A 23,346-nucleotide genomic window follows, 5' to 3' on the forward strand; every position below is an offset into this window, starting at 1 on the left:
CGGTGTTCCGAAAAAGCCGTGCGGTCGGCGACGGCGGCAGGCGCGGGCGCCGGACGCAATAGACGGGTGAAATCGTTGGCGGGCGGCCGTTACCGCACGAGGATGGCCCGGAAATCGTTGACGTTGGTGCCGGTCGGACCGGGCACGAAGAGGTCGCCGATGCCGTTGAAGGCGGACCAGGCGTCGTTATCGAGGAGCAGGCGGACCGGATCGAGGCCGCGGGTGCGCATGCGCGAGGCCGTGCCGCCGTCGGCAAAGGCGCCGGCATTGTCCTCCGAGCCGTCGATGCCGTCGGTGTCGGCGGCGAGCGCAGAAATGCCCTCAAGGCCGTCGACGACGCGGGCAAAGGACAGCAGGAACTCCGTGTTGCGGCCGCCCTTGCCGCCGCCGGCGATCGTCACCGAGGTCTCGCCACCGGAGAGGATCACGACGGGCTTCCTGAACGGCCGGTCCTTCACGGCCACCTCGCGGGCGAGCGCGGCGTGGAAGCGGCCGGCCTCGCGCGCCTCGCCCTCGATCGCATCGGACAGGATCACCGCCTCCATGCCGACCCGCTGGGCCTTGACGGCGGCGGCCTCCAGCGAGATCGCCGAGGAGGCGATGATCGCCTGGGTGTTTGCGGCAAAGCGCGGATCGCCCCGCTGCGGCGCCGTCTCCTCGCCGGAGCGCAGGAAGTCGAGGGCCCTCGGCGGCAGGCTGATGCCGAATTCCTCGATCGCCTGGATGGCATCGGTGCGCGACAGGTCATCGGGGATGGTCGGGCCCGAGGCGACCAGCGAGGCGACGTCGCCCGGAATGTCGGAGACGATGAGCGTCGCGACACGTGCCGGCGCCGCGGCGGCCGCCAGCCGGCCGCCCTTGATGCGCGAGAACTGCTTGCGAATGGCGTTCATGGCCGAGATCGGCGCACCGGAACGCAGCAGGGCCTGGTTGATGGCGATCTCGTCGGCAAGCGCGAGGCCGTCGGGCGGGGCCGGCAGGAGGGCGGAGCCGCCGCCGCTGATCAGCGCGATGACGAGGTCGTCGGCAGTGAGGCCCGAGACGGTCTCAAGCAGGCGCGCGGCGCCGGCAAGGCCGGCCTCGTCCGGCACCGGATGGGCGGCCTCGACGATCTCGATGGACGTGCAGGGCGCGCCGAAGCCGTAGCGGGTGACGACGAGACCGGAGAGCGGGCCGTCCCAGACCTCTTCCAGCGCCTTTGCCATCTGGGCCGAGCCCTTGCCGGCGCCGATGACGACGGTACGGCCCTTCGGCGGCTTAGGCAGGTGACGCGCCAGCACCCGGAACGGGTCGGCAGCGGCAACGGCCGCCTCGAACAGTCCTGTCAGAAAAGCCCTGTCGTCTTGCGGCGCGGTCATCGCCTTGTCCCCCAACATCGATACAGGACCTGTTTCGCGCGCCGGACCGGTGCCGTCAAGCGGCGCCGAGCGAAAGTCGCGCGCGAGCGACCGGCGATTGAAACCGGTGATTTAAAGGGACTGATTTTGGGGAGAAATGGTCGGAGTGGCAGGATTTGAACCTGCGACCCCCTCGTCCCGAACGAGGTGCGCTACCAGGCTGCGCTACACTCCGATGCCTGCGGAGCCGTCTTATAGCGATCGAAATGCGGCCCCGCAAGGGCGAATGACCGGCATCCGCAATACCCGTCACAAACGCGTCAGAATGACCGCCAAAGCTTGCCGGCGCGCGGGGCCCGGCCCATGTTGCAGGGCGTGCCGGAAATCGCTATGAGAGGCGCTCCGGCAATCGCGATAGCGCGATCCGTTGGGGCGTGGCCAAGTGGTAAGGCAGCGGCTTTTGGTGCCGCCATTCGCAGGTTCGAATCCTGCCGCCCCAGCCAGCTTTTTCCTCATCGTTCAGTAGCCTCCTCGTCTCCGGCCAGACCGAATGCCCTGCCGAGCCCCCCGGACAAAAAAACCCGGCGGTGAGGACCACCGCCGGGCTTCCAGTTTTCGCCAGTCGGCTCGCGGTCGGCCGGCGGGCGCTGCTATTCCAGGTAGCCCGACTCGTTGGCCTTCGTGACTTCCTCCTTGAAGAGGCCGAGAAGCGCGTCGGCCTTGTCGCCGAAGGTCTTCTCGATGTGCTGTTCGAAGGCCGGCTGGGTCACGGTGCGCATCTCGGCGCGCTGCTCCGGCGTCAGGGCGGTGATCTCCAGCGAGGCGTTGAGGCCGGCGACGCCGCGGTCGGACGCCTCGATGATGCGCGACAGGCCGCGCGAGGCGGCGACGCAGGACTGCGCGGCGTAGCGCAGGATGTCCTTGTTGTGGTCGTCCAGCTTGTCCCAGAAGGTCTTGGAGACCATCAGGATGTAGGGCGAGAACAGGTGGTTGGTGAGCGTCATGTAGTCCTGCACCTCGCCGAAATTGGCGAAGGAGATGATCGGCACCGGGTTCATCTGGCCGTCGATCACGCCGGTCTGCATGGCGGAATAGACCTCGCCCCAGGCCAGCGGATAGGCCTCGGCGCCGAGCGCGTTGATGATGACCTGGTGCGCCGGCACGGTCATGGTCCGCAGGCGGATGCCCTTGAAGTCCGCCAGGTCCTTGATCGGTTTCTTGGAGTTGGTGACGGCGAAGAACCCGCCGGTGTCGGGATAGCCGAGGACGACCACGTCGCCGAGTTCGGTCTCGATATCCTTCTTCAGCGCCTTGCCGAAAGCGCCGTCGAAGACCTCGTAGGTCGCGGCGTTGTCGGTGAAGGCGAACGGCATGTTGAGGATGTCGATCTTGGGATAGTAGGACGCGATCGCACCGGTGGAGGCGATGGTCGCCTGGATCACGTCGCTGCGCACCATCTGTACCTGCTCGGTGAGGGAGCCGAGCTGATTGGCCGGGTAGACCTCTACCGAGATGCCGCCATTGGTGTCGCTGGTGACGATGCTGGAGAACACCTGCGCGCAGGCATGGCCGGGATTGTCGAACGGATCGCCGCCCTTGTTGTCGTGCGCCAGCTTGAGCGTCTCGGCGCCGGCCGTCGCCGCGGCCCCGAGCATCAATGCGGCGGCCAGGCCGCTCGCGATGAACTTCTTCATTTACACAACTCCATTCTCTGTTTGATGGCCCTTGGCGGACCCTTGGTGATCTGGCTTCTTATGGATGTCCGCGCTAAGCGAAGCCCAGCCAACGCGGTATCAGCAGCGCCATGTCTTCCCAGAAGGCGAACAGGACGAGGACGGCGATCTCTGCGACCAGGAACGGCCACAGCTTCATCGCGATGCGCTCCAGCTTCTCGCCGGTCACGGACGACAGCACGAACAGGCAGGCGCCGACCGGCGGCGTCATCAGCGAGATGTTGAGCGCGATGATGAAGATGATGCCGGCGTGGATCGGCTCCAGGCCGATCTGCAGGGCGATCTGCAGGAGCACGGGCGCCAGGATGATCAGGATCGCCGTGACATCCATGATGGTCCCGATCAGCATCAACAGGCCGATGATCAGGAGAATGAGGACGTAGCGGTTCTCCGAGATCGCGAGCATGGCCTCGGCGATGGCCTGGGGCACGCGGTTGAAGCTCATCCACCAGCCGAGCGTCGAGGCAAAGCCGATGATGACGAAGATGACGCCGCTGACGACGGCGGTGCGCAGCAGCAACCGGCACAGCACCTTGAAGGTGATGTTGCGGTAGACGAAGACGCCGAGGGCGAGCGCATAGGCGACCGCGACGGAGGCCGCCTCGGTCGGCGTCACCACGCCGCCGAGGATGCCGCCGAGAATGATCAGCGGCATGATGAGGGCGGCGATCGAACGGAAGAATGCGCCCATGAGTTCGCCGAAGGTCGCCCGGCGCTCCGGCTCCGGCAGCCCGTTGCGCCTGGCGCCGAGCGCGATCACCGCCATGCAGACGGCGCAGATGAGGAGCCCCGGCAGGATGCCGGCGGCGAAAAGACCGCCGATCGACACGCCCATCAGCGAGCCATAGACGACCATGATCCCGGAGGGCGGGATGGTCGGGCCGATGATTGAGCCGGCGGCGGTGACCGCGCAGGCATAGTCGCGCCGGTAGCCCTGGCGCACCATTTCCGGCACCAGCGTCTTGCCGAAGGCGGCGGCATCCGCCGTCGCCGCCCCCGTCAGGCCGGCGAACAGGACCGAGGCGACCATGTTGGCGTGGGCCAGGCCGCCGCGGAAATGGCCGACCAGCACATGGGCGAACCGCATGAGCTGCTGGGTGATGCCGACATGGTTCATGATCTCGCCGGCGAGGATGAAGAAGGGCATCGCCAGGAACGGGAAGATGTCCAGGCTGTTGAACATCCGGCTCGGCCCCATGGCGAGGAACTGCGGGCCACCCATCTGGACGATGCCGACGAGACCGGCGATGCCGATCGAAAAGCCGATCGGCGTGCCGATGATGAGCAGGAGGCCGAAGGCGATTGCCACGATCATTGGCGTCAGGCCTCCATGTTTTCTTCAAGGTGATAGCGGCCGAGGTCGCGCACCATGACCAGAACCATCTGGATCGCGGCCAGTCCGGCCGCCGCCGGGATCGCCGTATAGGCCGGCGCGAGCGTCATGCCGAAGATCATCGCCTGACGCGTCTGGCCGGACTGGGCGAAGCCGACGCCGAACCAGAACAGGTAGAGAAAGAGCATCAGGGTGATGAAATCGGAGAGCATCAGCACGCCGCGCCGCACCGTCTCCGGCATCAGGTCGGTGAACATGGTCAGGCCGATATGTTCGCGGCGCACGATGCCGGTGGAGATCGCCAGCATCACCGTCCAGATCATCAGGTAGCGGGCGAGCGGCTCCGGCCAGTTGAACTGCCAGTGGAAGTAGTAGCGATCGATCACCCCGATCCACACGTCGAGGACGAGGGCCGCCATCAGGGCGATGAGAACGACCTCCACGCCTCGGTTGAGCCAGTCGCTGAGCTTGGCTGCCGCTTGTCTGATCATTGGGTTCCCTCTGGTCCTTCCGGTCAGTCGACGCGCCCGCGGGCGGCCACGGGGACCCGTTCCACGGAGCCGTCGCCGGCGACGAGATGGACGGCGTCGAACAGGTTGGTGACCACGCAGGCGTGATTGGGAATGACCTCGAGGCGCTCGCCGATCGCCGGCCGCACCGCACAGGCCGCAACGTCGACGACGCCGTGCTCCTCGCTGAGGGAGGCGATCCGCGCTTCCGGGTAGGCGGGCAGGTAACCGAAGCCGTCGAGGCCGAGCGTGTCGCTCGACAGCGTCTTGGAGCCGGCATCGAGGACGACCCGCTCCGCCGTCGGCGCCGAGACGACGGTGGCCAGAACCCGCAAGGCGCAGGCGTCAACGTCGCAGACGCCGCGCGCGATGAGGGAGCGGTCCATGTAGACGTAGGTGCCGGGCCGGTATTCGGTGATCACGGCGGCCGCCTCGTGGGCCTGCCAGATGTCGGGCGTGCCGCCGCTGGTGACCGTCGGCACATCGAGGTCGGCGTCCTCCAGAAGGCGTTGGGCGTTCGCCAGCCAGTCCGCGGCCTCGCGCGGCCTTCCGGCCGGCGGATAGGTCATCAGCCCGCCGAAACTGAGGCCCTCGGCCGCGTCGATCCGGCGGGCGAGCGTCATCGCTTCCTCGGCGCTCTGGACGCCGCAGCGGCCCATGCCGGTGTCGCATTCGACGAGCACCGTGAGCGGCTTTGCCGCGCCGGCGAGGGTCCCGGCATAGCCGGCGATGGTCTCGGCGCTGTCGGCGACGACGGCGAGCGCGATGCGCTCGTTCAGCGCCTTCAGGCGCTTCAGCTTGGCGGCGCCGAGGATGTTGAAGGTGAGGAGGATGTCGGTGAGGCCCGCATCGGCCATGACCTCGGCCTCACCCAGCTTCTGGCAGGTGATGCCGCAAGCGCCGAGCTCGACCTGGCGCGCGGCGAGGCTGGGCAGCTTGTGGGTCTTGATGTGCGGCCGAAGCGTCAGGCCGTGCGCATCGGCATAGTCCTGCGCCCGGCGCAGATTTTCCTCCACGCGGTCGCGGTAGATCAGGACAGCCGGCGTTTCGATATCGTCCAGTGTCACGTCAGATATCTCCTAGTCGCCCACGGGCCGGCCGGGATCGCTCATGTTGAGGCCGGACAGGCTGATGCGGATGCGGCGCAGACCCTCCAGCACGCTCGGACCGATCAGTTCGGCGGTCGTCATGGCGATCAGGTCAATGATGAACAGCAGCGCGTAGCGGCCGGAGGTCGGCTTGAAGAGCTGCGTGTCCGGGGCGATGATGAAGGGCAAGGCGACATCCGCCTCCTTCGCCAGATCCGAATCGGGACTGGTGATGGCGACCGTGCGCGCGCCGTATTGCCGGGCGATGCCAACGGATTCGATCACCGAATTGGCCTGGCCCGAGGCGGAAATCGCAAAGATGAGCGAGTGCTTGTCGCAGACCGCTGCCGACATGCGCTGCATCTGCCCGTCGGTGTGGCCGACGATGGGCAGCCCCAGCCGGAACAGCCGGTTCTGCATCTCCACCGCACCCATGGAGGACACCCCGCCCGACCCGTAGGCGCAGATATGCTTGGCGTTGACGGCCATCTCCGCCACCGCGTTGACGACGCTCATGTCGATGACGTCACGCACGCGCTGCATGGCTGCCGTCGCGCCGTCGCTGACGGCGTCGAGGACGCGGGCATCGCGCTCGTCGCGCACCAAGGGCTCGGGAAACAGGTAGAGCCCGCCGATCGCCAGCACCTGGGCGAGCTGGAACTTGAAGTCGCGCACGCCCTCGCAGCCGAGCGCACGGCAGAAGCGGGTCACCGTCGGCTCGCTGACCCCGGCGCGCAGGGCAAGGTCCGCGATCGGGGCCTTCGAGGCGTAGGAGATGTCGGCGAGGATGATCTCGGCCAGGCGCTTTTCGGCCTTGCTGCCATCGGCGGCACATATCCGCAATCGATTGACGATGTCGCCCGTGGTCACGCTGCTGCCCCGACTTTTTTGCCATAGCGCCTGGTTCCGCAAAAAAGCTTGGCGGAAAAAATGAAAAAAAACAACATGAATTTTTGTTGACGTTTCACAGAAACACGCGCCTTTTTCGCTCTTGCATCAAAAATGAAAGAAACTTACGTTCATTTGTCGCACCACTTCCCCTCACTTGGAGCCCCCCGAAATGCCCAAAAAAGTCTTCGGAAACGCGGCCGTGCCGCTCTCGCCCGCCGTCCGCGCCGGCGACTTCGTCTTCGTATCCGGCCAGGTCCCGGCCGATTCCGACGGCAGCATCGTTGCCGGCGGCATCGAGGCGCAGACGAAGCAGGTGATGGAAAACGTCAAGGCGGCGCTGGCGCTTGCCGGCGCGGAGCTTTCCGACGTCGTCAAGACCACCGTCTGGCTGGAGGACGCGCGCAACTTCGCCGCCTTCAACAAGGTCTATGGCAGCTACTTCCCGAGCGAGCCGCCGGCCCGCACCACGGTGGAATCGCGCCTGATGGCCGAGATCAAGATCGAGGTGGAAGCCGTCGCCTATAAGCCCGAATAGCCGGCACCGGCCGCGCCACAAGGGGCATCAACCATCAACGACATGCAGTTCTGGATAGACAGATGACACTTGATCTCGTCCTCACCGGCGGCCGCGTGATCGACCCCTCGCAGGGGATCGACCGCATCGCCGATGTCGGCTTTTCCGGCGGCAAGGTCGCCACCATTGCAGACGGCCTGGCATCAAATGCGCGGAACGTCCGCGACGTTTCCGGCAAGATCGTCACGCCGGGCATCATCGACCTGCACACCCACGTCTATTGGGGCGGCACCTCGCTCGGCATCGACGCGGAGGAATTCGCCCGGGCGAGCGCGGTGACGACCTGCGTCGACACGGGCAGCGCCGGTCCGGGCAATTTTCCTGGCTTCCGCAAACACGTCATCGAGCCGAGCCAGACCCGCATCCTGGTCTATCTGCACGTCTCCTTCGCCGGAATTTACGGTTTCGATCCGCAGATCATGGTCGGCGAGAGCCACGAGTTCAGGCTGATGGCGCCGGGCCACGCGCGCGAGGTGATCAAGGCCAATCGCGACGTCATCGTCGGCATCAAGGTGCGCGTCGGCCGCCACGCCAGCGGCCCGCAGGGCATCGCGCCGCTCGACGTGGCGCTGGGGCTGTCCGACGAGACAGGTCTTCCTGTTATGTGCCACATCGACGAGCCGCCCCCGTCCTACGAGGCGGTGGTCGCCAAGCTGCGCAAGGGCGACGTCCTGACCCACTGTTTCCGCCCCTTCCCCAACACGCCGGTGATGGGCGACGGGCGGGTCAAGGACGAGGTCCTGGCGGCGCGCGAGCGGGGCGTCTATTTCGACATCGGCCACGGCATGGGCTCGTTCGCCTACAAGACCGCACGGGCGATGCTGGCCGCCGGTTTCCCCCCCGACACCATCTCCTCGGACGTGCACGCCTTCTGCCGGAAGGGCCCGGCCTACGACCAGCTCACCACCATGACCAAGTTCCTCGGCCTCGGCATGCCGCTTGGCGAGGTGATCGCGCGGGCAACCGCCAGGCCGGCGGCGGCGCTGAAACGGCCCGAACTCGGCACCCTGGCGACGGGCGCCGCGGGCGATGCCTCCATCCTGTCGCTGCAGCCCGGCACGCACCGCCTGGAAGACGTCGTCGGCGAGATCCTGACGGTCGACGAGCGGCTTGTCGCGGAGGGCGTCGTCATCAACGGACGCTGGTGGTATCCGCAATGATCTGGGAAAGGCTCGCCACTACCGACTTTACGGCCATCGACCGGCGCACGGTCGTCGTGCTGCCGATCGCCGCCGTCGAACAGCACGGCCCCTATCTGCCGCTCTCCGTCGACTGCGACATCGGCCAGCACCTGCTTGCCGCCACCGATGCGGTCGTCGGCGAGGACATGCTGATCCTGCCGCAGATCAAGGTCGCGTGCTCCGAGCATCACATGGATTTCGCCGGCACCCTGACGGTGACGCCGGAGGCCTTCCTGCTCTATGCGTCCGAGCTCCTGGAATCGGTGATCGCGCACGGCTTCTCGCGCATCGTCATCTTCAACAGCCATGGCGGGAACCAGGCGATCGGCCGTGTGCTCACCGATAAGATCGGCGCCGCGCACCGCGAGTGCCTGGTCGTCATGGCGACGTGGTGGACACTGGCGCATGCGGCCCTCGCCCCGATCCAGGAAAGCGCGCGCGGCGGCGTCAACCATGCCTGCGAATTCGAGACGTCGCTGATGATGGAGGCGCATCCGGACAGCGTGCGGGTCGACGCCATCGGCGGCATGCAGTGCGCGCCGACCTTCGCCTGGGCGGAAGAGGACATGATGCACGCCGCCGGCGCCGGGCTTTTCCGCACCATGTACGACAAATCGAACGGGACCGGCACGGTCGGCGATCCCTCCTTTGCGACGGCGGAAAAGGGCGCGCGGATCCGCGAGGCGGTCGTCGAAGCGTTCGCCGCCGTCATCCGCGACCTCAAAAGCGCGGAAGCCGCGCCGCGACCGCCGGCGGTGCTCGGCGGTTAACCAGGGGACGACCCGAGATGACGGAGACGGATTTTCTGCGCTGCACGGCCTGCGGACGGGACACGGACATCGCGGACGTCCCCTCCCTCTGCCCGTCCTGCGGCGAAATCCTCGACCTGCACATCGCGCCCCGGGAGCGAGAACCCGAGGTCGCGAAGCCCGTCGGCCTGTGGCGCTGGGCGGACCACTTGCCGCACTGCCGGCCAGAGCACCGCATCAGCCTCGGCGAGGGGCAGTCGCCGCTGCTCGCCGCCCCCCGGCTCGCCGGCGACCTCGGCCTCAAGAATCTCTGGATCAAGAACGACTCCATCATGCCGACGGCATCGTTCAAGGATCGGGCGGTGGCGCTGGCGACGTCGCTTGCCCGCAACTATGGCCGGCCCGGCCTCGTGCTGTCCTCCAGCGGCAATGCCGGCGCCTCGGGCGCCGCCTATGCGGCCCGGGCCGGCCTGCCGCTCGTCGTCTTCGTACCGGCGAGCGCACCGGAGGCCAAGCTCCGGCAGATCGCGGCGGCGGGCGCACGCCTCGTCACCATCGACGGCAAGACGTCCGACTGCTGCCGCCTCGCCGACGAGCTTGCGCGCGCGCGCGGCTGGGTCAACCTGACCACCACCTACCACAATCCCTACGGCGTCGACGCCTATGCGACCCTCGCCTACGAGACGGTCCGGCTCGACCCCGATGTGGTGCTGCTGCCGGTCTCCAGCGGCCCAATACTTGCCGGCATCATGAAGGGATATGCGCGGCTGAAGGCGGCCGGGACGATCACGCGCATTCCGCGCCCCATCGCGGTCCAGTCCGCCGCCTGCGCGCCAATCGTGCGCGCCTTCGAGACGGGCGGCGCCATAGAACCCTGGGACCACCAGCCGACCATCGCGTCGGCCCTCAACGACACACTGGCGGGCTACGAGCACGACGGCGACTACACGCTGTCCTGGATCCGCCGGCACAATGGCGCGGCCGCTGCCATCGACGACGACACGGTCCGCGCCGGTGTGCGCAAACTCGCCCGAACCGAGGGCATCCTAGTGGAGCCGAGCGCGGCCGTCCCCATCGCGGCGATCCCGACGCTGATCGAGCGCGGCCTCATAAGCCGCGACGAGCGCATCCTCGCCGTCGCCACCGGCCACGGCCTGAAGGACTTAAGCTGGGTCGAGGTCGAGGCCGACGCCCGCGGGCTGTCGCCCGAGACGGATATCTTCGCGCTTCTGGCCTCTTGAGCGCTGACGGGCAAAGGGACAGGCCCCTTTTTTGACGGGCCACGGGTTTTCGCGCACGTGCCCTCAGTGCCGGCATGTGATGGATCATGCCGGGTCCGAATCCGGCCGGTTCAGCGGCCCCGATTGCCCTCCCAGGCATATGTGCCGGTGTCGCCAGACGCGCAGCGAATTGCCGTTGGGCGCGGCCGCCGCCGCAAGACCGGGGGTCCTTCGGAAGGCTTGCGAGCGAAGCCCAACCGGACTTTCCCCAGGGTGCCGTCATTTCCAAATCCAGCTCGCTCCGCAACCAGCGCACTCGATTGCGGAAGGCGCGCTCTTGCCGTGAGCTGGCTAATTGTGTATGACGTTTTTATGAAGGAGTAATTGACTGATAAAGATAAAGAATTTGGGCCATGAAAAATCAGAAGCTCGGTTTCATTCGTGAGGAAACGGCGAAGAGGTTCGCTGGCGGCAGTGACGTGGCGTTCCCGACGGAGAACCACCCCAAGTTCATCACCAATTCCAACAGCACGTTGTCGCTCCTGCTCTCGCGCGACGGAAGCACGGTGCGGAAAATCATCAAATGCGAGTCGGATGGCCTGGCAGGGAACACGCTCAATGAAGCGCTGTTTTACCTGACGATCGCCGGCAATCTCCCTCGCAGAAATATTGTCGTGCCCAAATTGTTCGGCGCCCGCCTCATCGAAGGCCATTGTATGGAGCTGGACATCGAATTCGTCGACGGCACGGAAGTGTTGGGCATTGAGGACAAATCGACGGCAGCATTCGCCTTCGGCAAGGCGGCCGCGTTTCTCAACCATGCTGTTCAATGTGAGGAAAACTGGTGGCTTCCCCGCAGTTACGGCATCGGAAACGTGCTCAAGAGCAAGTCGACGCACGATCTTGAAGATCTCTTAGCGTCCGTCTCTCGTTCGGACTTGCTTCCGGACTACCAGGCTTTCCTAAGCCAGGCGGACGAAATCAACGCCATGTACGACGAAGGGTACCCGACGATCTGTCATGGCGACGCCAACGACCAAAACATCCGACGGACCGAAGACGGGTCCAGCATCGTCGCTTTCGATTGGGCGAGAGTTTGCGCCGGACGCGTGGGTGACGATCTTGCTCGAATTGTCTATCCGGCTCTCATTATGAAGACCAGCAATGAGACGGTCGAACTGCTCAGGGCAGCAGAGCGCAATATTGTCGACCAATACATGAATGGCCTGAATTCCGAGCGGGTTGAGGCTGGCGAGCCGGCTTTTGATCGGGCCTTGGTCGAGCGATGCGCACATATCAAGACAGTGGCGCTCTGCTTTGGTATCGTGCCACTTCTGAGACGTGTCTTGACTCGGCTGCGGAATTCCTCCTCTTTCGATATTCGGTTAAGAACTGCGCAGGCATTTCTCGAATTGATGGCCGAAAGGGCCAGAAACTTGACCACCGAAGGGAGCAATTTCGGCATGACGACTGCGAAAATCGAGGATCGGTACTACGGATCGGTCGTTTCCGAATACGATCAAGCCCGCGCGAAAACAGAACGGTGGTGGCTAGAAGATGCCGCGGTGAGGAAATACCTCGAAAACCATAAGAACGCCTCGGTCCTCGATCTTCCCGTCGGCACTGGCCGGTTCATGAGCGCTTATAAGGCGCTGGAGATGAAACTGAACGCCGTCGACGTTTCGGATGCGATGCTGAACCGGGCCCGCGAGTTCGCTCAGGAACTCGATTATCAAGACGGCACGTTCGCGACGGGCGATGCGTTGAAACCTCAACCGCCGGAGTTTGAGTCCGATGTCGGCGTGTGCATGCGCTTTCTCAACTGGCTCGCCCGTCCAAACGCCGAAATGGCGTTCATGAATATCGCCGCTGCCAGCAAACGCGCCATGATCTTCGGCGTGACCTATATCGACGAAAGCAAGTTTGAGGGCAAAGAGCGCGCGCGCATCGAAAAGAACCTGGCGAATGCACATACCAAACCAGTCGCTGAAGGATTGCCGCCCAACGGGGCGCACAGCATGGTCTTGTTGCGCGAATGGATCGAGAAGGCCGGATTTGAGATCCGCGATGAAACGCTGATTTTTGAGACCAAAAACCGCGTGGAGAACAAGGTCTTTTACCTGATCCGAAAATAGTAGTCAGACTTGCCGGATCGACCCGATCTCCTGCCTTCCTGACGCTTCTTTCCGTGCTATTTCGGATTGAATAGGGCCGTGACGGCGGTTGCCTGTTCATCAACGGAAATGCCCATGCTGTCGATCGCATCGGCGGTCGGCCGGATATTTTCTGCTACGGACAATGATCGCTCGCCTTTGCGAAGCATGGATTGCTGCGAATTTCCTTCGGTTTCCGCGGCCTTAAAGAGCCCCAGTTCCGGGCGATGGTATCCGGCAGAGAACGCGGTCATTGTGACTTGCGTCCGGGCGCTGTCTTCCCGTCGGAGCATCTGATCTTCGCTGAATCCGGCTCCCGCTTATGTAGGCTCCTGCTCCAACAGAACGCCTCTCGTGCGGCCCCTTCTTCGGCTTCTGCCGCCCAGCCAGCTTTCTTGGCATTCGCAGCGACCGACCTTTTCCCCGGCCGTCGACGGACGATCCGTCAGTGGACGCAGCGGGAGTTCGTCGCGGTGCCCGCCGGCTTGTTGCCCTCGGCGCGGTCGATGGCCTGTTTTTCCGTCGCGGCCGCGCCGAAGGCCTCGGCGAGGCGGTCGAACTGCTCGGTCGTCAGGTGCAGGGTCATGTTGCCGAGGTCGAGATGCACCGCGCCGCAGTCTGCGCAGTATTTGATTTGGCAGATGTCGCTGCTGACGAGGGATCTGTTCTTGCAAGGCTTGCTCATGGCGGATCTCCGTTTGGGGTTGCAGCGAGGTCTCTGAAGTATTTCTCGTGACTATCGGATCGCTCCGAACGCCCTAGACGGGCAGGCCGAAATCGCCCGCGATCAGCTTCAGCCAGGCCGCCAGCCGCTCGTCGGTTTGGCCGGACTGGTTGTCCTGGTCGAGGACGAGGCCGAGGAACTCGCCGTCGTCCTCCGCCAACGAGATGTCGTACTCGTAGCCGTCGACCGGCCAGCGGCCGACGAGCTTTGCCCCACGATCCTGGAAAAACTCGTGCAGGAAGTAGATGGCGTTGACGAATTCGTGCGGGTATCCGACCTGGTCGCCGAGGCCGTAGATGGCGACGGTCTTGCCGGAAAAATCCGCGTCCTCGATCTGCGGCAGGAACTCTTCCCAGCTCTCCGCCTGGCAGTCCGCGCCGAGGCCCGGCAGCAATCCCTCGGCAAGGGTCGGCGTGCCAAGGATCAGGTAGTCGTAGCTCAAGAAATCGTCGACCTCGGTGCGATTGACGTTGAGCGGCTTTGCCATCAATTCATCGTCGAAGCCCTTCTTGATCATCTTTGCGATCTTGCGCGTATTCCCGGTATCGGTCCCGAAAAACAATCCGATTTTCGCCATGTCGGTGATTACCTGCCCCCGTTGATGCATTGGCAATGCGTGCCGGGCTCGCAGCCGGCTCAGGGAGCACAAAGCAGGCCGCGTGCCATTTTGCCGTACGCCAGCAGGGCTGATCTAATTCATTGTTTATGAATTGCTTTTCCGCGCTTTCAGCCAGTGCTAGCGGAAACCGTCATTGTCCGATTGAGAATAATTGTCATTGTCGGTTGCGCCAATTGTCGGGAAAGGCACAAAGGGCGGTGGACCGGACCCTGCCGCCCCGGCGACGTGACGAGGGAGCACGTCGCTCGACAGCACCCTCCGCTTCACTCATCGTCTCGAAGCAAAAACCAAGACACAGGAGGCCTTTCCATTGCCTTCCTCTCCGGCTCGCCGAACTTGAAAATATTGTAAGCTAGTGTCATAAATACTGGCGTAATAGTCAAGAAAATCAAGAAGAAGAATGAAAAATACACGGAAATATAAAATATAGCTTTCTGCATCGGGATTTCACGACCAAATACGGCATCCAGAACAGCGATGACACCAAGTATGATTGAAATCAGGAAATTCCATTTCAGGTGTTTTCTCTTCACAACCGCCCATACTCCTCTTGTTTTTGTTCAAACCGGGCTGGCGCAATTCCGGCTCAATGTCGCCAGGGCTGCTGCAATCCTAGCAGAACCATCTTACAGCCCCTTCCCGCATCGCGCGCGGGCAAACCGGTCGCACCGGGCGGCGCAAAATTGCTGTTGAAATCGATTGCAGAACGCCCTTACCATGCCGGCCCAGAGGACGTCCGCTCCTTCAGGATCGGTCTCACGTCTTCTAAGCCTTTGTGCGCGAAGCCGGGTTCTCCCCGCAACGACAAGGCTCTTCCGGCGCATCCCGCCGGGCGCTTTTCGGGGCCACCGCTTCGCTTCGGGAGGAAGTGATGATCAAGAACACCAGTATCGCCCTTGCGACGGCAGTTGCCCTTGCCGCCTCGCTCGCCACCGCCCATGCCGAAAGCTACAAGATCGGCCTTTCCAACGGCTGGGTCGGCAGCGAATGGCGCACCCAGATGATCGACGAGGCGAAAGCTGCCGCCGCCGCCTGGAAGGAAAAGGGCGTCGATGTCGAGGTGCTCGTGCAGAGCGCCAATGTGGACGTGCCGGGCCAGGTCGCCCATGTCCGCAACTTCATCTCCGATGGCGTCGACGCCATCATCATCAATCCGAACAGCCCGACCGCCTTCGACCCGGTTTTCGCCCAGGCCAAGGACGCCGGCATCCTGGTGATCGCCACGGACTCCGAGGTCTCCTCGCCGGACGCCACCTATGTCGGCATCGACCAGACCGGCTGGGCCAAGGCCTCGGCCAAGTGGCTCGCCGAAACGCTTGAGGGCAAGGGCAAAGTCGTCGCCATCAACGGCGTCGCCGGCCATCCGGCCAACGAGATGCGCGTCGCCGGCTACACCTCGGTGTTCGAAGAATATCCGGACCTTGAGGTCGTCAACGAGGTCAACGGTAACTGGGACCAGGCCCAGGGCCAGCAGGCGATGCAGAACCTGCTCGCCACCTATCCGGACATCGACGGCGTCTGGGTGCAGGACGGCATGGCCGCCGGCGCCTGGAAGTCGATCATGGATGCCGGCAAGACCGGCGACATCGCCGCCACCGGCGAGATCCGCAAGGACTTCCTCGATCTGTGGGTCGCCAACGATCTCAATTCCGGTGCCGCAGTCAATCCTCCGGGCGTGATGGCGAGCGCGCTCAACGTCGCCGTCTTCATGCTGAAGGGCCGCGAGTTGAAGGAACCGGCGACCGCCGGCCAGTACGGCAACGCGCTTTACCTGCCGATCCCGTTCATCGACGGCGACAACGTCGCCAAGGTGCATGAGGAGCTGGAAGGCAAGCCGGGCTATTATTCCTACACCAGCCAGCTTTCGATCGACGAAGCGGAAGCGCTGTTCAAGTAGGACGCAACCGGACAAAAGGCGGGGTGCGGGCGGACGCGCGCATCCCGTTTCCCGGAACTTTTCGGAAAACGCAGCCATGTCGAAGCTGGAGCTCAGCGGCGTAAGCAAGACTTACGGCGCCACGGTGGCGCTCAGGCGCGGCGACCTTTCGGTCGAGGCCGGCGAAGTCCACGTCCTCGTCGGATCGAACGGGTCGGGCAAGAGCACGCTCTGCAAGATCGTCGCCGGCAGCGTCAAGCCGGACGGCGGGCGCGTCGCCATCGACGGTGAGCCGGTCGCGATCGGCGGGCCGAAGGCCTCCAAGGCCAAGGGCATCGGCATCTTCTACCAGGAACTCAGCCTTGCCGCGCACCGTACGGTGGAGGAGAACATCTGCCTTGCCGACATGCCGGTGACGGCCGGTCTCTTCGTCGACCGCAAGGCTCTGTCGAAGCGGGCGGAAAAATATATTGCGTTGTTTGAGACCGTCTCCGGCGACGACTTTGCCGCCGAAACCGTCGTCGGCAATCTGCGCGCCGACCAGCGCCAGCTCGTGGAGATCATGAAGACGCTGGCGACCGAGGCACCGATCCTGATCTTCGACGAGCCGACTTCCGCGCTCGATCGGGCGCAAGCGGAGCGGTTCTTCGAAATCCTCGGCGACCTGAAGGCCGAGGGGCGCAGCATCATCTTCATCTCGCACCGCATGGACGAGATCTTTGCCGTCGGCGACCGGGTCACGGTGATGCGCGACGGCGAGACCGTCGGCACGCGGATCCTTGCCGAGACCGAGCCGACGGCCGTCATCCAGCTCATGGTCGGCTCCAAGGACGACCTCGCCGAGGCCGCCGTCAACCCGCCCGACGCGGCCGAGCGCTCCGGCACGCCCGTCCTGGAGGTCTCCGGCTTTTCGGGGCCGGGCTTTCGGGACATCAGCTTTTCCGTTGCCGCCGGCGAGATCCTCGGCTTCGGCGGCCTGCACGGCCAGGGCCAGTCGGCGGTGCTGCGCTCCCTTTTCGGCGCCGAGCCCTATGGCGGCGGGCGGATCTCGCTGGAAGGCACGCCGGTGCACTACAGCAATCCGCGCGATGCCATCCTCCTCGGCATGGCCTATGTCTCCGGCGACCGCGGCCGCGATGGCATCGTCAACGGGCGGCCGATTTTCGAGAACGTCGTGCCGGTGCATTTCCTGCGCAATGGGCTGAAGATCGTGCAGCCGAAGGTGCTGAAAAAGCGCGTCGACCCGGCGCTCGATGCCCTTCGCACCAAATATGCGAGCCTGTGGCAGGCGATCAATTCGCTCTCCGGCGGCAACCAGCAGAAGGTGGTGATCGCCCGCTGGCTGGTCGACCAGCCGACCGTGCTGCTCCTCGACGACCCGACCAAGGGCGTCGACCTTTCGGCCAAGTCGGACCTCTTCGCATTGATCCGCGAGCTCGCCCGCGAGGGCATGGGCATCGTGCTCTATTCGTCCGAGGACGCCGAACTCCTCAACAACGCCGATCGCATCCTGGTCTTCAACCAGGGCCGCGTCACGCGCGAACTCACCGGGGCGGACCGCACCCGCTTCAACCTCTACCACGCTGCGTATGAGGCCGCGTCATGACCGCCGTTGCCGCGACCAGACCCCCGGGCCGCCTGAAGCGCGTTTTCGAGCGCTATCCGTTCCTGCCGGCCTTTTGCATCTTCATCGTGCTTTTGGCCCTCAACGGCGTGTTCTCGCCGGCGAGCCTGTCCGCGCGAGGGCTTACCGGCCTTCTCTCCACCTATCTCGCCCTGATGCTGCTCGCCATCGGCCAGACCTTCGTCGTCTATGCCTCCGACATCGACTTTTCCAACGGCGCGATCCTGTCGCTGGTCAACGTCGTCATTATCGTCTTCATGGAGCAGATGGGCGGCTCGGGCCTTTCGGTGACGGCCGCGCTTGCCGTCGGCATCGGCGTCGGGCTCGCCTGCGGCCTCGTCAACGGCATCGTCGTCGCGGCGCTGCGCCTGCAAGCGGTGGTCGCCACCTTCGCCACCAGCATCTTCTTCACAGGCCTGGCGCTCTATGTGCTGCCGGTCGCCGGCACACCAGCGCCGCGGCTCTTCTGGCGCACCTATGGCGGGCGCTTCTTCGAGGTCCCGTTCGTCGTCTTTGCCGCGCTCGGCATCGCCCTCATCGTCTACCTCCTGGTGCGCACCCGGCTCGTCACCCGGCTGCTCGCCGTCGGCGACGATGCCCAGGCGGCCTACCAGTCCGGCCTGCCGGTGACCCTCATCCGCATCGGCGGCTATGCGCTCTCCGGCGTCTTTGCCGCCCTCGCCGCGTTCTGCGTCACCGGCGACACGGCGAGCGGCGATCCCCTCGTCGGCGCCAAGATGACGCTGTTCGGCGTTGCCGCCGTGGTGCTCGGCGGCACGGCCCTGTCCGGCGGCTTCGGCACGGTCGTCGGCTCCGCCCTCGGTGCCTTCATCATCGGGCTCATCAACGCGCTGGTCTATTTCGTCGGCACGCCGTCGCAATGGCAGAACCTCGTCCAGGGCCTCGTCATCCTCATCGCCCTGATGCTCGGCATTATGGTTTCCAGGAGGGCCCGGGCATGAGTGCGACGGAGACCACTCCCGTGAAAACCTCCTCGGTGCTTGCCGTGCTGCGCCAGCCGCTCTTGATCGCGATCGTGCTGATCGGCGTGCTGCTCGCCTTCGGCGAGGCGCTGTCGCCGGGCTTTGCGTCCGGCGAGCAGATCCTCCGGCTGCTGGTCGTCGCCTCGCTGCTCGGCCTCGTCGCCGCCGGTCAGAACCTCGTCATCCTCGCCGGCCGGGAGGGCATCGATCTCTCCGTCGGCGGCATCGTTTCGCTTAGCGCCATCGTCGCCGGCAACGTCATGAGCGGCCAGGACGCCAGCATCCCGCTCGCCATCCTTGCCTGCGTCGCCACGGGCGCGCTCTTCGGCTTCCTCAATGGCGTCGGCGTCACCGTCATGCGCATCCCGCCGCTGGTCATGACGCTCGGTATGCTGGGCGTCTTGCAGGGCCTCCTCGTCGTCATCCGCCAGGGCATCCCGTCCGGCAAGGCGGCGCCGGCGCTCGCCGATTTCGTCGCCAAGCCGTTCCTGTTCGGCCTTCCCGGCACGATCTGGCTGTGGGTCGCCGTCGGCCTCTTCATGGCATTCCTGTTGCGGCGAACGGTGTTCGGCCAGCGGGTCTACGCCATCGGCTCCAACGAGCACGCCGCCTTCATGGCCGGTGTGCCGGTCAAGCGCATGCGGGTCGCGGTCTTCACCTTTTCCGGCATCTTCGCGGCCATCGCTGGCCTCTGCCTTCTCGGCTATTCCGGCTCGTCCTTTTCCAATGTCGGCGAGCAGTACATGGTCCCGTCGATCATCGCCGTCGTCTTCGGCGGCACGCCGCTTGCCGGCGGCAAGGGCGGCTATACCGGAACCATGGCCGGCGCGGTGCTGCTGACGATCCTGCAGAGCATCCTCACCACCGTGAACATCGACGAGTCCGGCCGCCAGATGATCTACGGCGCCACCCTCCTCGTCCTCATGCTGTTCTACGGCCGCGGCCGGCGCATGCGGGGTTAGCGAGCACTCGAAGATGACCCGCCGCACCAGGATCAAGGACATCGCGGAAAGGCTGGGCCTTTCCCCGGCGACCGTTTCCCGCGCGCTGGCCGAAAGCCCGCTGGTCGCAAAAGAGACCCGCGACCGGGTCCGCGAGGTCGCCGACGAACTGCACTACCGGCCCAATGTCAGCGCCCGCAACCTGCGCACGAAACGCTCCATGGCCGTCCTCATGGTCGTGCGCGACGTCGTCAACCCGTTCTACCTGGAGATCCTGAAGGGGGTGGAGGCGACCGCGCGGGCCGCCGGCTATGCCGTCCTGATGGGCAATGCGGAAAACGATCCGGACCGCGAGGACGAGTATTTCGACATGCTCTATGACGGCCACGCCGACGGCATGATCCTGATGACCGGCAAGTGGCCGCGGCGCCACCGCAACGCGGTCGAGGCGGGCGGCCTGCCGGTCGTCGTAGCGCTGGAGATGATCGAGGGAAGCCGCCTCCCCCATTTGCAGATCGACAATGAAGGGGCCGCCGCCGAAGCCGTCCGCCACCTCATCGAGATCGGCCATACCCGCATCGCCCATGTCACCGGCCCGCTGCCGGAGGTGATGAGCGTGAAGCGCATGGCCGGCTACATCCGGGCGATGAAGGAGGCCGGGCTCACGCTTCCCGACGACTATGTCGTCAAGGGAAACTTCTCGCTCCATTCCGGCATGGCGGCGGCCCGCTTCCTGATGGCGCTGGAGGAGCCCCCGACAGCGCTCTTTGCCGCCAATGACGAGATGGCGCTCGGCGCTATCCATGAGATGCGCGCCCTCGGCTTTGACGTTCCCGGCGACATTTCCGTCGTCGGCTTCGACAACCTCTTTCTCTCCGACGTCTTCTATCCGCCGCTGACCACCGTCGCCCAGCCGCGCGCGGAAATCGGCCGGCGGGCGATGACGCTGTTGCTCGACATCCTTGCCGGCGGACCGCCGCCGGCCGAGCCGGTCATCGTGCCGACGAGCCTGAAGATCCGGGGCACCACCGCCCCCTTGAAAACCCGAACAGACCAAAAACAAGGAGTATGAGCATGTCCGGATTGCCGAAAGACCGCCTTCGCGTTGGATTTGTCGGGTCCGGCTTCATCGCCGAGTTCCACCTGAAGGCGCTCCTCAACGTGCGCAATGTGGACGTCACCGGCGTCTACAGCCGCAATCCGGACAACCGAGCCCGCATCGTCGCCCGGGTCGAGGAATTGGGCCTCGGCACCTGCACCAGCTTTGAGAGCCTGGAAGCGATGCTGCAGTCGGGCGAGGTCGATGCGATCTGGATCCTGTCGCCGAACTACACCCGCCTCGACATCATGAAAGTCATCCATGGCGAGGTCACTGCGGGGCGCTCCGAGGTCTTTGCGGTCGCCTGCGAAAAGCCGCTCGGGCGCACCATCGGCGAGGCGCGGGAAATGGTGCGGCTTGCCGAGGAGGCCAAGCTCAACCACGGTTATCTGGAGAACCAGGTGTTCGCGACGCCCGTCATCCGCGGCAAGGAGATCGTCTGGCGGCGGGCGGCCTCGGCCACCGGCCGGCCCTATCTCGCCCGCGCGGCAGAAGAGCATTCGGGCCCGCACGAGCCCTGGTTCTGGCAGGGCGACAAGCAGGGCGGCGGCGTGCTTTCCGACATGATGTGCCATTCGGTGGAGGTCGCCCGGCATCTGCTGACCGCGCCTGACGCGCCGCGGGATTCGCTCAAGGTCAAGTCCGTCAGCGGCACGGTGGCGAACCTGAAATGGACCCGGCCCGGCTATGCCGACCAGCTCCGCGAGCGCTTCGGCGCCGATGTCGACTACCGCAACCGGCCCTCAGAAGATTTCGCGCGCGGCACCGTCACGCTGGAAGATGAGGACGGCAACGAGGTGATGATCGAGGCGACGACCTCCTGGGCCTATGTCGGCGCCGGGCTGCGCATCCAGCTCGAACTCCTCGGCCCGGAATACGCCATGGAGTTCAACTCGCTGGCGACGGGCCTGAAGATCTTCATGTCGCGGGCCGTCTCCGGCGCCGAGGGCGAGGACCTCGTTGAAAAGCAGAACGCCGAACAGGGCCTGATGCCGGTGTTGGAAGACGAGCCCGGCGTCTATGGCTACACCGACGAGAACCGGCACATGGTGGAGTGTTTCCGCAAGGGAGAGACGCCGCTTGAGACGTTCCATGACGGCCTTGCGGTCGTGGAAATCCTCATGGGCCTCTACCGCTCGGCGGAGACCGGCGCGAGCGTCGCCTTTCCGGCCCCGGACCTTGAGGACTACGTGCCGGTGGTCGCTCGCACCGGCGCCTGACGACGGGTCCTGCGATAGCGCCAAGGCGTAAGCGCGCGGCAGGGGCGTCGGCGGCCTGCCGGCCCTCGCCGCGATCTTCGCCGGTGCCGATCCGGAAGAGGCGCTGACGGCCGGCACGACGGTTGCGGCAACGGCGTTTATGCCGCATTGATCAAGTCCAGTTCGAATATCTACCTTTCGGCTGCCTTCAACGGCCGACCCGACGGTGACCCATGTCCGCCCCGGCCAGACCTTGCGCAAGATCCCTCGCACGAACGCTTCGCCGCAGCCGCGCCGCGCTCTGGGTGTCGATCTTTGCCATGGTCCTGCAGGTGCTGGCCGCCAGCGAGCACCTGGCGGCATCCACCTCGCTCATCGGCAGCCGTGACGGCGAGCGTCTTCCCCAGAGCCTGTTCTTCATCTGCACGGGCAACGGCCTTGCCCGGCTCGGCCCGGAAGGCCAGACCGGCGACCGCACCGGCGGCCCCGTCACCAGTTGCCCGATCTGCACCGCCTTTGCCCTCGGCGGCACGGGCGATGTCCCCGGCGTCGGCTGTCTTGCCCTGCCCGACGTCGAATTTGCCGCCATCATTGCCGTCCAGCCCGCCGACCTCATCGTCCTTGCCTCGGCGTACCGGCGGGCACCGGCGCGCGGCCCTCCCCTCCCGAACGGTCAGATCACGCTTGCATAGCCGCAGCGTCGCGATGCCGTTCCGTTGATGTGACCGGTCCGGCATCGCCTGACCGCTGTGGCTCGACAATGATCGATTGTTTGGGGAGACACCCATGAAACGCAGGGATTTTCTGAAGACCGCCGGCGTTGGCGCGCTGTTCGCCGGGACCGGCCTCGTCGGCACGGCGCGCGCGCAGATGCAGGCACCTTGGGCCTGGACGGCCGAGCACGGCATCGTCAACAACAACATGAAGAAAGACCCGAACCCGCTTGAAAACGAGTTCGAGAAGCACGCCCGCTGCACCTATTGCGGCATGATGCGCAAGCAGTGGAGCCATACGCGGCACCTGATCCAGTATGACGACGACAGCGCGGAGGGCACCTGCTCGATCCACTGCCTGTCGATCAGCCTGGCACTCAACATGGACCGCGGGCCGAAGAACATCTGGGTCGGCGATGCCGGGTCCGACGCCGAGGTGAAGCCGCTCGTCAAGGTCGACGCCGCCCACTACGTGCTCGATGCCAGCAAGCCGGGCACCATGTCCGGCGCCAGCAAATGGGCCTATGCGGACGCGGAAAAGGCCAAGACCGCGGCGACCGGCGAGGCCAAGGTCGTCGGCTTCGACGGCGCCCTTGCCGCCGCCTATGCCGACATGGCCAAGAACACCGTCATGATCCGCAAGCGGCGCGCCGAAAAGCGCGCCAAGATGATGAAAAAGAACGCCAACTAGGCCGGCGATGCGATCCCTCGCACACCCCGACACTGGACGCGGTGCCGGCGCCCAGCCGGCACCGGAAGGCCTCTTTTGGAAAGAACCCCTCCCATGTGCACCCACCACC

23 protein-coding genes and 2 tRNA genes are annotated in these 23,346 nt (G+C 65.1%); 14 read left to right on the forward strand and 11 right to left on the reverse strand.

The genetic code is table 11. The annotated features are described in order from the left end of the window. Positions 1-89 precede the first annotated feature (89 nt). Together CH339_RS18760 and CH339_RS18765 are read right to left on the reverse strand one after the other, a co-directional pair. Positions 90-1,358, reverse strand: coding sequence for a glycerate kinase type-2 family protein (locus CH339_RS18760; RefSeq protein ID WP_111435910.1), 1,269 nt, complete (start codon positions 1,356-1,358; stop codon positions 90-92). A gap of 137 nt (positions 1,359-1,495) precedes the next feature. Further along, positions 1,496-1,572 (reverse strand) — tRNA-Pro (locus CH339_RS18765). A 193-nt stretch (positions 1,573-1,765) separates the two neighbouring features. Between CH339_RS18765 and CH339_RS18770 the strand changes: the two genes are divergently transcribed. Beyond that, positions 1,766-1,840: transfer RNA gene (locus CH339_RS18770), tRNA-Gln, on the forward strand. 147 nt (positions 1,841-1,987) lie between these two features. Here the strand turns inward: CH339_RS18770 and CH339_RS18775 are convergent. From CH339_RS18775 to CH339_RS18795, 5 genes are all read right to left on the reverse strand, one after another. Next, the gene (locus CH339_RS18775; RefSeq protein WP_111435911.1) at positions 1,988-3,031 is read right to left on the reverse strand and encodes a TRAP transporter substrate-binding protein; all 1,044 of its coding nucleotides are present in this window, start codon (positions 3,029-3,031) and stop codon (positions 1,988-1,990) included. A 73-nt stretch (positions 3,032-3,104) separates the two neighbouring features. Next, positions 3,105-4,385: a TRAP transporter large permease gene (locus CH339_RS18780; RefSeq protein ID WP_111435912.1), complete on the reverse strand. Its 1,281-nt coding sequence runs from the start codon at positions 4,383-4,385 to the stop codon at positions 3,105-3,107. A gap of 5 nt (positions 4,386-4,390) precedes the next feature. After that, positions 4,391-4,894: a TRAP transporter small permease gene (locus CH339_RS18785; protein ID WP_111435913.1), complete on the reverse strand. Its 504-nt coding sequence runs from the start codon at positions 4,892-4,894 to the stop codon at positions 4,391-4,393. Positions 4,895-4,917: 23 nt separating this feature from the next. Then, positions 4,918-5,979 carry a D-TA family PLP-dependent enzyme gene (locus CH339_RS18790; RefSeq protein ID WP_111435914.1) on the reverse strand — a complete coding sequence of 354 codons (1,062 nt, stop codon included), beginning with the start codon at positions 5,977-5,979 and terminating at the stop codon, positions 4,918-4,920. 12 nt (positions 5,980-5,991) lie between these two features. Beyond that, on the reverse strand, positions 5,992-6,870 hold the full coding sequence (locus tag CH339_RS18795) for a MurR/RpiR family transcriptional regulator (protein WP_111435915.1): 879 nt from the start codon (positions 6,868-6,870) through the stop codon (positions 5,992-5,994). A 190-nt stretch (positions 6,871-7,060) separates the two neighbouring features. On the opposite strand from CH339_RS18795, the gene CH339_RS18800 reads away from it, so the two are divergent. The 5 genes from CH339_RS18800 to CH339_RS18820 all read left to right on the forward strand — a co-directional run bounded on the left by CH339_RS18800 (position 7,061) and on the right by CH339_RS18820 (position 12,750). Next, on the forward strand, positions 7,061-7,426 hold the full coding sequence (locus CH339_RS18800; protein WP_111435916.1) for a RidA family protein: 366 nt from the start codon (positions 7,061-7,063) through the stop codon (positions 7,424-7,426). A gap of 62 nt (positions 7,427-7,488) precedes the next feature. Next, positions 7,489-8,625: an amidohydrolase/deacetylase family metallohydrolase gene (locus tag CH339_RS18805; protein ID WP_111435917.1), complete on the forward strand. Its 1,137-nt coding sequence runs from the start codon at positions 7,489-7,491 to the stop codon at positions 8,623-8,625. Continuing rightward, entirely contained in the window at positions 8,622-9,416 is a 795-nt protein-coding gene (locus tag CH339_RS18810) for a creatininase family protein (protein WP_111435918.1), read from the forward strand. Before CH339_RS18805 ends, CH339_RS18810 begins: the two co-directional genes overlap by 4 nt. 17 nt (positions 9,417-9,433) lie before the next feature. Then, positions 9,434-10,636: a threonine synthase gene (locus CH339_RS18815; RefSeq protein WP_111435919.1), complete on the forward strand. Its 1,203-nt coding sequence runs from the start codon at positions 9,434-9,436 to the stop codon at positions 10,634-10,636. Between the two features lie 392 nt (positions 10,637-11,028). Then, complete coding sequence (locus tag CH339_RS18820; protein ID WP_111435920.1) at positions 11,029-12,750, forward strand: class I SAM-dependent methyltransferase; 1,722 nt, start codon at positions 11,029-11,031, stop codon at positions 12,748-12,750. A gap of 56 nt (positions 12,751-12,806) precedes the next feature. Here the strand turns inward: CH339_RS18820 and CH339_RS18825 are convergent, their stop codons facing one another. The 4 genes from CH339_RS18825 to CH339_RS18840 form a co-directional block, all read right to left on the reverse strand. Beyond that, a complete protein-coding gene (locus CH339_RS18825) occupies positions 12,807-13,022 on the reverse strand; it encodes a hypothetical protein (RefSeq protein WP_146610243.1) in 216 nt (71 codons plus the stop codon). Between the two features lie 191 nt (positions 13,023-13,213). Then, positions 13,214-13,453: a hypothetical protein gene (locus CH339_RS18830; protein ID WP_111435922.1), complete on the reverse strand. Its 240-nt coding sequence runs from the start codon at positions 13,451-13,453 to the stop codon at positions 13,214-13,216. Between the two features lie 73 nt (positions 13,454-13,526). After that, on the reverse strand, positions 13,527-14,069 hold the full coding sequence (locus CH339_RS18835; RefSeq protein WP_111435923.1) for a flavodoxin: 543 nt from the start codon (positions 14,067-14,069) through the stop codon (positions 13,527-13,529). A 305-nt stretch (positions 14,070-14,374) separates the two neighbouring features. After that, positions 14,375-14,644 carry a hypothetical protein gene (locus CH339_RS18840; RefSeq protein WP_111435924.1) on the reverse strand — a complete coding sequence of 90 codons (270 nt, stop codon included), beginning with the start codon at positions 14,642-14,644 and terminating at the stop codon, positions 14,375-14,377. Between the two features lie 338 nt (positions 14,645-14,982). On the opposite strand from CH339_RS18840, the gene CH339_RS18845 reads away from it, so the two are divergent. The 8 genes from CH339_RS18845 to CH339_RS18880 all read left to right on the forward strand — a co-directional run bounded on the left by CH339_RS18845 (position 14,983) and on the right by CH339_RS18880 (position 23,237). Beyond that, the gene (locus tag CH339_RS18845; protein WP_111435925.1) at positions 14,983-16,008 is read left to right on the forward strand and encodes an ABC transporter substrate-binding protein; all 1,026 of its coding nucleotides are present in this window, start codon (positions 14,983-14,985) and stop codon (positions 16,006-16,008) included. A 76-nt stretch (positions 16,009-16,084) separates the two neighbouring features. Next, a complete protein-coding gene (locus CH339_RS18850; RefSeq protein WP_111435926.1) occupies positions 16,085-17,593 on the forward strand; it encodes a sugar ABC transporter ATP-binding protein in 1,509 nt (502 codons plus the stop codon). Then, entirely contained in the window at positions 17,590-18,573 is a 984-nt protein-coding gene (locus CH339_RS18855) for an ABC transporter permease (RefSeq protein WP_111435927.1), read from the forward strand. Before CH339_RS18850 ends, CH339_RS18855 begins: the two co-directional genes overlap by 4 nt. Continuing rightward, positions 18,570-19,556, forward strand: a complete 987-nt coding sequence (locus tag CH339_RS18860; RefSeq protein WP_111435928.1) for an ABC transporter permease — start codon at positions 18,570-18,572, stop codon at positions 19,554-19,556. Before CH339_RS18855 ends, CH339_RS18860 begins: the two co-directional genes overlap by 4 nt. Positions 19,557-19,569: 13 nt before the next feature. After that, on the forward strand, positions 19,570-20,607 hold the full coding sequence (locus CH339_RS18865; RefSeq protein WP_111435929.1) for a LacI family DNA-binding transcriptional regulator: 1,038 nt from the start codon (positions 19,570-19,572) through the stop codon (positions 20,605-20,607). A gap of 2 nt (positions 20,608-20,609) precedes the next feature. Further along, complete coding sequence (locus CH339_RS18870; RefSeq protein ID WP_111435930.1) at positions 20,610-21,854, forward strand: Gfo/Idh/MocA family protein; 1,245 nt, start codon at positions 20,610-20,612, stop codon at positions 21,852-21,854. 284 nt (positions 21,855-22,138) lie between these two features. Continuing rightward, complete coding sequence (locus CH339_RS18875) at positions 22,139-22,525, forward strand: dimerization/docking domain-containing protein (RefSeq protein WP_111435931.1); 387 nt, start codon at positions 22,139-22,141, stop codon at positions 22,523-22,525. Positions 22,526-22,619: 94 nt separating this feature from the next. Further along, a complete protein-coding gene (locus CH339_RS18880) occupies positions 22,620-23,237 on the forward strand; it encodes a nitrous oxide reductase accessory protein NosL (RefSeq protein ID WP_111435932.1) in 618 nt (205 codons plus the stop codon). Positions 23,238-23,346: the final 109 nt, after the last annotated feature.

This window comes from Rhodobium orientis, assembly GCF_003258835.1.
GTDB classification, from domain to species: Bacteria; Pseudomonadota; Alphaproteobacteria; order Rhizobiales; family Rhodobiaceae; genus Rhodobium; species Rhodobium orientis.